Source organism: Micromonospora sp. NPDC049580, from assembly GCF_040675595.1.
Taxonomy (GTDB): Bacteria; Actinomycetota; Actinomycetes; order Mycobacteriales; family Micromonosporaceae; genus Micromonospora.
The window spans coordinates 1-7,966 of sequence record NZ_JBFAPG010000301.1 but is presented as its reverse complement, the minus strand read 5'-3'; the positions used below and the strand labels follow the sequence as shown (position 1 = coordinate 7,966).

At 72.4% G+C, this 7,966-nt stretch carries 7 protein-coding genes; 3 read left to right on the top strand and 4 right to left on the bottom strand.

Features of this window, described 5'->3' with window-relative positions:
- Positions 1-177 precede the first annotated feature (177 nt).
- Positions 178-1,146: a Gfo/Idh/MocA family oxidoreductase gene (locus AB0J68_RS21905; protein ID WP_363940258.1), complete on the top strand. Its 969-nt coding sequence runs from the start codon at positions 178-180 to the stop codon at positions 1,144-1,146.
- Between the two features lie 52 nt (positions 1,147-1,198).
- Here the strand turns inward: AB0J68_RS21905 and AB0J68_RS21900 are convergent, their stop codons facing one another.
- From AB0J68_RS21900 to AB0J68_RS21890, 3 genes are all read right to left on the bottom strand, one after another.
- The gene (locus tag AB0J68_RS21900) at positions 1,199-2,206 is read right to left on the bottom strand and encodes an inorganic phosphate transporter (RefSeq protein WP_354861642.1); all 1,008 of its coding nucleotides are present in this window, start codon (positions 2,204-2,206) and stop codon (positions 1,199-1,201) included.
- Positions 2,207-2,210: 4 nt separating this feature from the next.
- Positions 2,211-2,837 carry a DUF47 family protein gene (locus tag AB0J68_RS21895; RefSeq protein ID WP_007465788.1) on the bottom strand — a complete coding sequence of 209 codons (627 nt, stop codon included), beginning with the start codon at positions 2,835-2,837 and terminating at the stop codon, positions 2,211-2,213.
- Positions 2,838-2,964: 127 nt separating this feature from the next.
- Entirely contained in the window at positions 2,965-3,915 is a 951-nt protein-coding gene (locus tag AB0J68_RS21890; protein ID WP_363940255.1) for a PPK2 family polyphosphate kinase, read from the bottom strand.
- Between the two features lie 180 nt (positions 3,916-4,095).
- On the opposite strand from AB0J68_RS21890, the gene sigJ reads away from it, so the two are divergent.
- The gene (gene sigJ, locus AB0J68_RS21885) at positions 4,096-5,061 is read left to right on the top strand and encodes an RNA polymerase sigma factor SigJ (RefSeq protein ID WP_354861639.1); all 966 of its coding nucleotides are present in this window, start codon (positions 4,096-4,098) and stop codon (positions 5,059-5,061) included.
- A 12-nt stretch (positions 5,062-5,073) separates the two neighbouring features.
- On the opposite strand, the gene AB0J68_RS21880 is transcribed toward sigJ, so the two are convergent.
- Positions 5,074-5,580, bottom strand: a complete 507-nt coding sequence (locus AB0J68_RS21880) for a DUF402 domain-containing protein (RefSeq protein ID WP_354861637.1) — start codon at positions 5,578-5,580, stop codon at positions 5,074-5,076.
- A 100-nt stretch (positions 5,581-5,680) separates the two neighbouring features.
- On the opposite strand from AB0J68_RS21880, the gene AB0J68_RS21875 reads away from it, so the two are divergent.
- Positions 5,681-7,885 carry an ATP-dependent DNA helicase gene (locus AB0J68_RS21875; protein ID WP_363940253.1) on the top strand — a complete coding sequence of 735 codons (2,205 nt, stop codon included), beginning with the start codon at positions 5,681-5,683 and terminating at the stop codon, positions 7,883-7,885.
- Positions 7,886-7,966 lie beyond the last annotated feature (81 nt).

Below are 7,966 nucleotides of genomic sequence, written 5' to 3'. Positions count from 1 at the left end.
CCCACGCAACAGAAATGGCCGTTCACTGTTGCGTGGGTTGAAGCAGAGCAAAGGGAGCGAACGAGGTGGGCGGCCTGCGAGGTATGTCGTCGCGGTGAGGAGCACCGAGGTCTCGACGGATGAGCTGGGCGGCGGCCGGGCAGGGGGCGGTTCACCCGGTTCGGCTAGCGTTCCGGCATGACTCGTTGGGGCATCCTGGCCACCGGCCACATCGCCAGCCGTTTCGCCGAAGACCTCCGGCTGGTGCCGGACGCCGAACTGGTCGCGGTCGGCTCCCGCTCCGCCGACAGCGCGCAGCGGTTCGCCGACACGTACGGCGCGAAGCGCGCGTACGGCTCCTGGGTGGAGCTGGCCGCCGATCCGGAGGTCGACGTGATCTACGTGGCGACCCCGCACGCGGCGCACCACGAGGCGGCGCTGACCTGCCTCACCGCCGGCCGGGCGGTGCTGCTGGAGAAGCCGTTCACCCTCGACCTGGCCACCAGCACCGAGCTGGTGGACACGGCCCGCGCCGCCGGGGTCTTCCTGATGGAGGCCATGTGGATGAGGACGAACCCGCTCATCCTTCGCGCGGTCCAGCTGATCGCCGAGGGTGCCATCGGCACGGTCAGCAATGTCCGGGCCGACTTCGGGGTGGCCGGACCGTTCCCGCCGGAGCACCGGATGCGCAACCCGGCGCTGGGCGGGGGCGCGCTGCTCGACCTGGGGATCTACCCGATCAGCCTGGCGTACCTGCTGCTCGGCGTGCCGCAGCACATCCGCTCCTGGGCGCACCTGGGCCCGGAGGGGACCGACGAGAACACCGGCATCCTGTTCGGGTACGACAGCGGGGCGGTGGCCACGCTGAGCTGCGGCATGGTCGGGGCGAGCTCGTTGGCCGCCTCGATCACCGGCAGCACGGGCCGCATCGACCTGCCGGAGCCGTTCTTCCGGCCGGCTTCGCTGACCCTGCACCGGGACGGCTTCGCGCCCGAGACGATCTCCGCCGAGGAGGCCGGCAACGGCTACCAGTACGAGGCGATCGAGGTGCAGCGGTGCCTGGCCGCCGGGCTGACCGAGAGCCCGCTGGTGCCACACACCACGACGCTTGAGGTGATGACCCTGCTGGACACGGTCCGCGAGCAGATCGGCGTCCGCTACGAGTGACACGAACGGCCCCGGTCGCGGTGACCGGGGCCGTTCCACGTGCTGGGTCCGGTCAGCCGAAGAGCGGCCGGACCAGCAGGTAGGCGACGCAGGCGATCAGCGCCGCCGCCGGGAACGTGATGATCCAGGCGATCACGATGTTGCCGGCGACGTTCCAGCGGACCGCGGAGAGCCGCTTGGTCGCGCCCACACCCATGATCGCCGAGGTGATCGTGTGGGTCGTGGAGATCGGCGCCTTCAACACCAGGGCGTTGAAGTAGAGCACCGCGCTGGCCACCGTCTCGGCGGCGAAGCCCTCCGGAGGCCCGAGGTCGATGATCTTGCGGCCGAGGGTGCGGATGATCCGCCAGCCACCGGCGTACGTGCCGAGGGCCAGCATGGTGGCCGAGGTCCAGAAGACCCAGCCGGGGATGTGCGTCTTGCTCTCCTGGAAACCGCCGGTGTAGAGCGCCAGCACCACGATGCCCATCGTCTTGGCGGCGTCCTGCATGCCGTGGCCGACCGACATGGCGGCGGCGGACACGGTCTGCGCGTGGCGGAAACCCCGGTTGAGCCTGCCCGGCTGACCCTTGCGGAACAGCCAGAGGATCGCCAGCATCAGCAGGTAACCGAGGGTGAGGCCGACGATCGGCGAGAGCACCATCGGCAGGATGACCTTCTCGCCGATGTTGCCCCACTGCACGATGCCGCCGCTGGACAGCAGGGTCGCGCCGACCAGGCCGCCGAAGAGCGCGTGCGAGGACGACGACGGCAGGCCGAAGTACCAGGTGATCAGGTTCCAGGCGATGGCACCGAGCACTCCGGCGAAGACCACCCCGAGGCTGCTCACCCCCGTGGGGAGGGTGACCAGGCCGTCGCCGACGGTCTTGGCGACCCCGGCGCCGAAGTGGGCGCCGATGAAGTTGCCGACCGCGGCGAGGCCGAGGGCGATCCGGGGTGTCAGCGCGCGGGTGGAGACGCTTGTCGCGATCGCGTTGGCGGCGTCGTGGAAGCCGTTGGTGTAGTCGAACGCCAGGGCCACCGCGATCACCGCCAGGACGGCGATGAGTTCGGGAGTCACCGGTTCAGGACTCCTTGACCGCGATGGTCTCGACCGTGTTGGCCACGTGCTCGAAGGCGTCGCAGGCGGCTTCCAACTCGTCGGCGACCTCCTTCATCTTCAGCACCGTCAACGCGTCGTACTCACCCGAGAAGAGCCGGACGAGCAGTTGCCGGTTGATCCGGTCGCCCTCGTTCTCCAGCCGGTTGCACTCGATCCAGTAGTCCTCGAGATCCTTCATCGACTGCAGCCGGGGCATCGCCTCGGCGGTCAGCTTGGCCTGCTGGTCGAGCACGTTGACCATCTCGTGCAGCTCCCGGGGCAGCGCCGGCAGCTCGGTCAGCCCGTACAGGTACAGCAGGTCGCCGACCGCCTCCAGGTGGTCCATCACGTCGTCGAGCAGCGAGCCGAGCCGGTAGATGTCCTCCCGGTCGAACGGCGTGATGAAGGTCGAGTTGATCTTCTTGTAGAGATCGTGCGTGATCTGGTCGCTGTCGTGCTCGACCTCGGTCAGCCGCTCGCTGACCGACTGCACGTCGACACCGGGCAGAGCCAGCTCGTTCAACAGCGCGGTGCCCCGGACCAGGTTCTGCGCGGCCCTGGTGAAGAGCTCGTAGAAGGCGCCCTCGGTGGGGCGGAAGGAAAACTTCACAGCACAGACCTCGTCGCGTCGGTGGAAGGGTGGCGGCGTCCGTCGGCGTCCGCTCGGTGAATGCTAGGAAACGCCAGAACTGCAAATTCGTCGGCCCACCCCTGGCCAGGCCACATTCACCGCTCGTTCACCTGCTGTTCATCTCGGGCGTCCCAACCGTCCCCGCTCCCCCAGCGGCCAACCGCTCACGCTCGCGCGCCACGTCGAAATCGGCAGGCGGATACCCCAGATCGAGCGTGTCGAACGTCTCCCGCAGCAGGTGTGCCACGGCCCAGTCCCGGTACCACTTGCGGTCCGCCGGCACCACGAACCACGGCGCGGCGTCCGTGCCGCACCGGCTCAGCGCCTCGGCGTACGCGGCCTGGTAGTCGTCCCACTGCGCCCGGGAGTCGACGTCCGACGGGTTGTACTTCCAGTGCTTGTGCGGATCTGTGAGCCGTTCCAGCAGTCGCTCGCCCTGCTCGGCGTACGAGATGTGCAGCATCACCTTCACGACGGTCACCCCGTCGTCGACCAGCTCCCGCTCGAAGGAGTTGATCTGGTCGTAGCGGGCCCGCCAGATCGCCTCCGGCACCAACGACCCGACCCGGGCGATCAACACGTCCTCGTAGTGTGAGCGGTTGAACATCCCCACGTACCCGGGCGGAGGCAGCTCCCGGCGGATCCGCCACAGAAAGTCGTGCCGCAGCTCCTCCGGGGTCGGCGGACCGAACGACCGGATGTGCAGGCCGAGGGGGTTCATCGCGCCGGCCACCCGCTTGATCGTGCCGTCCTTGCCACCGCAGTCCATCGCCTGGAGCACCAGCAGCACCCGGCGCGCCGGGTGCTCCGAGCCGGCCTTGGCCATCGCGAAGAGCATCTCCTGCTGCCGGCCCAGCTCCTCGCCGACCAGCGCCACCTGCGCACGGGCCCAGGTCTTGCGGTGTTCGCCGACCACCTCGGCCGGCGGCAGGCCGGGCGTGGACCGGGGATCGATCGCGGCGAGATCCACCGGCGCGGTGACCCGCAACAGGTCCCGCACGGGCCCGCCGTCCGGCGCCACGACCCGCTCGCTCTGCCCTTGCCGGGGTTCGCTCATCCTCGGATCATCGCCCAACCGCCGGCCATCCGCGCGCCGAGGCCCACCGGCCCACCGAGGCCCAGCCAGGGCCCACCAGGCCCACCGAGGCCCGCCGTCACGTCCGGGGCCGCCGGCGCGTCCGGTTGGTTGGAGGATGTGCGCCAGGGGGACGTGGCGCTCGGGGGAGGGTGGTGGGTCGTGCGAGACCTGGCGACGGAGTTCGAGGCCGAGCGGGGTCGGCTGCTCGCGGTGGCCCACCGGATGCTGGGCAGCCGCAGCGAGGCCGAGGACGCGGTGCAGGAGACCTGGCTGCGTTACGCCGGGGCGCTCGCCGACCCGGCCGCCCGCGCCGAGATCCGCGATCTCTCCGCGTGGTTGACCACCACCTGCGCCCGGATCTGCCTGGACGTGCTGCGCTCGGCGCGGGTCCGCCGCGAGGCGTACCCCGGGCAGTGGCTCCCGGAACCGGTCGTGAGCCCGCTGCACGGCGGCGAAGCCAGCGGTGGGTACGCCCCCGACCCCGCCGAACGCGCGGTCCGCACCGACCAGGTCGGCACGGCGCTGCGGGTGCTGCTGGAACGGCTCGCGCCCGAGCAGCGGCTCGCGTTCGTGCTGCACGACGTGTTCGCGGTGCCGTTCGCCCGGGTGGCGGACGTCCTCGGCACCAGCGAGGTGGCCGCCCGGCAGCTCGCCTCCCGGGCCCGCAGGGCCGTCGCCGCACCGGACGCGCCCCGGCACGCCGCTGACCCGGCCGAGCAGCGGCGCGTCCTCGCGGCGTTCGTGGCCGCCACCGAGTCCGGCGAGCTGGATCCGCTGCTGCGGGTGCTCGCGCCGGACGTGGTCCTGATCGGCGACTCGGGCGGGCACTTCCCGACGGCCCGCCGGCCGGTGGTCGGCGCGGACACGGTGGGCCGCTTCACGCTCGGCCTGTTCGGCCGGACCGGGCGGTACGCGCGACGGATGCGGGCCCGCCCGGTGCTGGTCGACGGCGTCCTCGGCCTGCAGGTGGAGACGGCGCACAGCGACGGGCGACCGATCCGGGTGGTCACCGCGTTCTCGGTCGACGGCGGCCGGATCACCGGCATCTTCAACCAGCTCAACCCGGAGAAGCTGGCCGACCTGCCGCCGCTGGGCGACGACGACCGGTGGCCGCCGCGCTGGTGAGCCCGCGCCGGCTCAGACCACCAGCGCCAACCATTTGCGGTACGACGTGGCGAACGGCTCGGTGCCGTCGCCGAGGGCGCCGTACAGCCACTGGGCCGCCGCCTCGGCCTCGACCACCACGTCCTGCGGGTAGCCGAAACGGGCCCGGTGCTCGGCGAACTCGTCCTCGTCGAGCAGTTCCACCAGGCCGGTGGCCCGCCGCCGGACCACGTCCAGGTCGAGGTCGATCAGGTGAACGGTGTCGTCGGACTCCCAGCGGGCCGGGGTGGCGATGTCGCAGTAGACCTCGCTGGTCCGTGGCGGCGGGTTGAACATGCCCGTCCACCAGGCGTGATGCGGCACCAGCAGGACGAAGGGGATCTTCTCCACCGACGGCCGGCCGTGGTAGACCGACTCGGTGCCGAAGGGGACGCCGAGCCAGACGCCGAGATCGTCCTCCGCGAGGCGGCGGGCCGGGTAGTCACGGTGCGCGCTGCCGTCGTACTTGCGGTAGATCACTCGGACCACGTCGCTCGGCATGATTCGCACCCTAACCGATACTGCCCACGCGTCGTAGCACGGCCGTAACCGGACGGGGTGGACCAGCGAGGTCGATGGGTGGTCCGCGCCACGCGGGCGGATGGGCACGGACGCTGTCGGCGGCGGCGGGTACCGTCGCACGGTGACTCCGCCCCGCACCGCCACCGGTTCCGCCACCCCGTCGGCCCGCGGTGGAAGCCGGCGGCGGGGTGCCCGGCCCAGCGGCACGGAGCTGCTCGCGGCCGCGGTCGGCGCGGTCCCCGGCGGCACGGCGCGGCCCGGCCAGCAGCAGATGACGACCGCCATCGAGGAGTGCGTGACCAGCGGCGAGCACCTGCTCGTGCAGGCGGGCACCGGCACCGGCAAGTCGCTGGCGTACCTCGCGCCGGCTCTCACCGTGGACGGCCCGGTGGTGGTCTCCACGGCCACCCTGGCGTTGCAGTCCCAGCTCGTCGACCACGACCTGCCCCGGCTGGCCGACGCCGTCGAGCCGCTGCTCGGCCGCCGGCCCACGTTCGCGGTGCTCAAGGGCCGGCACCACTACCTCTGCCTGGCGCGGCTGGACAACTCCACCGAGGACGAGCCGGAGGACACCCTCTTCGACGCCCCGGCCGCCCGCCCCGGCGGCGGCACGAAGTGGCTCGGCGAGGCGGGCCGGCTGGGCAAGCAGATCGAGCGGCTGCGCGACTGGGCCGAGAAGACCGACACCGGCGACCGCGACGAGCTGGACCCGGGCGTCGACGACCAGGCCTGGCGGCTGGTCTCGATGCCGTCGCGGGAGTGCGTCGGCGCGGCCCGCTGCCCGTTCGGCGCGGAGTGCTTCGCCGAGGCCTCCCGGGCCCGCGCCCGCGAGGCCGACATCGTGGTGACCAACCACAGCCTCCTGGCGGTCGACATGCTGGCCGACCGGCACATCGTCCCGCCGCACAAGCTGCTCATCGTCGACGAGGCACACGAGCTGGCCGACCGGGTCTCCTCGGCCGCCCAGGCCGAGCTGGTGCCGGAGCTGATCGACCGGACCACCCGGCGGGCCCGTACGCTGCTGCGGCCAGAGACCGCCGATGCGCTCACCGCCGCCGGTGACGCCCTCGCCGTCGGGCTGGCCGAGGCCCCGGCCGGTCGACTCACCGCCGGCCTGCCGACGCCACTGCGCGAGGCGTGCACGCTGCTCGACGCGGCCACCCGCGCCGCCCTGGACGCGATCGGCGAGATCAAGTCAGATGATCCCGACCCGGTCCGCAAGCAGCAGGCCAAGGCCGCCCTGGACGACCTCTCCACCACCGCCCAGCGGCTCCTCGAAGAGGCCGACCACGACGTGGCCTGGGTGGAGAAGAACGACAGCGGCAGCCGACGGGCCCTGGTGGTCGCACCCCTGTCGGTGGCCGGCACCCTCGCAACCCACCTGTACGACGAACGCACCGTCGTGGCCACCTCGGCCACCCTGGCGCTCGGCGGCCGGTTCGACACGGTGGCCCGCGCCCTCGGCCTGGACGCGCCGCCACCCGCACCACCGTCCCCGGCCGCTGCCGCGCAGGCCGCCCGCACCGCCCCGGGCCGCCCGGTCGCCGAGGCGCCCGGCCGTCGGCTCACGGACGACACCAATCCGGGGTCCGTCGTGCCGGCGACCGAGGGGCCGGGTTGGCGCTCCCTGGACGTGGGCTCGCCGTTCGACTACGCCCGGCAGGGCATCCTGTACGTCGCCGCGCACCTGCCCCGGCCCAGCGTCTCCGGGCTGCCCGACGCGGCCGGGGAGGAGCTGCTCGGGCTCGTCGAGGCGCTCGGTGGTCGTACTCTCGGGCTCTTCTCCTCGCGGCGGGCCGCGACGCAGGCGGCGGAGCTGCTGCGCGCGCGGACCGACCTGCCGGTGTTGTTGCAGGGCGAGGAGGCGCTGCCGCTGCTGGTCCGCCGTTTCCGCGAGGAGCGGTCCAGCTGCCTGTTCGGGGTGATGTCGCTCTGGCAGGGGGTGGACGTGCCGGGCGACGCCTGCCAGCTCGTGGTCATCGACCGGCTGCCCTTCCCACGGCCCGACGAACCCCTCGCGGCGGCCCGCGCCGCTGCCGTGGACGCGGGCGGCGGCTCCGGCTTCGCCGCGGTCAGCGTGCCGATCGCGGCCGTCCGGCTGGCGCAGGGAGTGGGCCGACTGATCCGGGCCACCGGCGACAAGGGAGTCGTCGCGGTGCTCGACTCGCGCCTGGAGACGGCGCGGGGCTACGGGCCGTTCCTGCGCCGCTCGCTGCCCCCGTTCTGGTACACGACCCGCCCCGAGGTAGCCCGCGGCGCCCTGCAACGCCTCGCCACCACCTGACCCCGCGCCCCGCGCCCAAGGTCGTGCAATAACAAGGATGTAGTGGCATCCCCGGCCGGGGATGCCACTTCATCAACGATC

Excerpts from the sequence above, each read along its gene's own strand:
- AB0J68_RS21905 (WP_363940258.1), top strand. The coding sequence starts at position 178 with ATGACTCGTTGGGGCATCCTGGCCACCGGCCACATCGCCAGCCGTTTC.
- AB0J68_RS21890 (WP_363940255.1), bottom strand. The coding sequence starts at position 3,915 with ATGAGCGAACCCCGGCAAGGGCAGAGCGAGCGGGTCGTGGCGCCGGAC.
- AB0J68_RS21880 (WP_354861637.1), bottom strand. The coding sequence starts at position 5,580 with ATGCCGAGCGACGTGGTCCGAGTGATCTACCGCAAGTACGACGGCAGC.
- AB0J68_RS21875 (WP_363940253.1), top strand. The coding sequence starts at position 5,681 with ATGGGCACGGACGCTGTCGGCGGCGGCGGGTACCGTCGCACGGTGACT.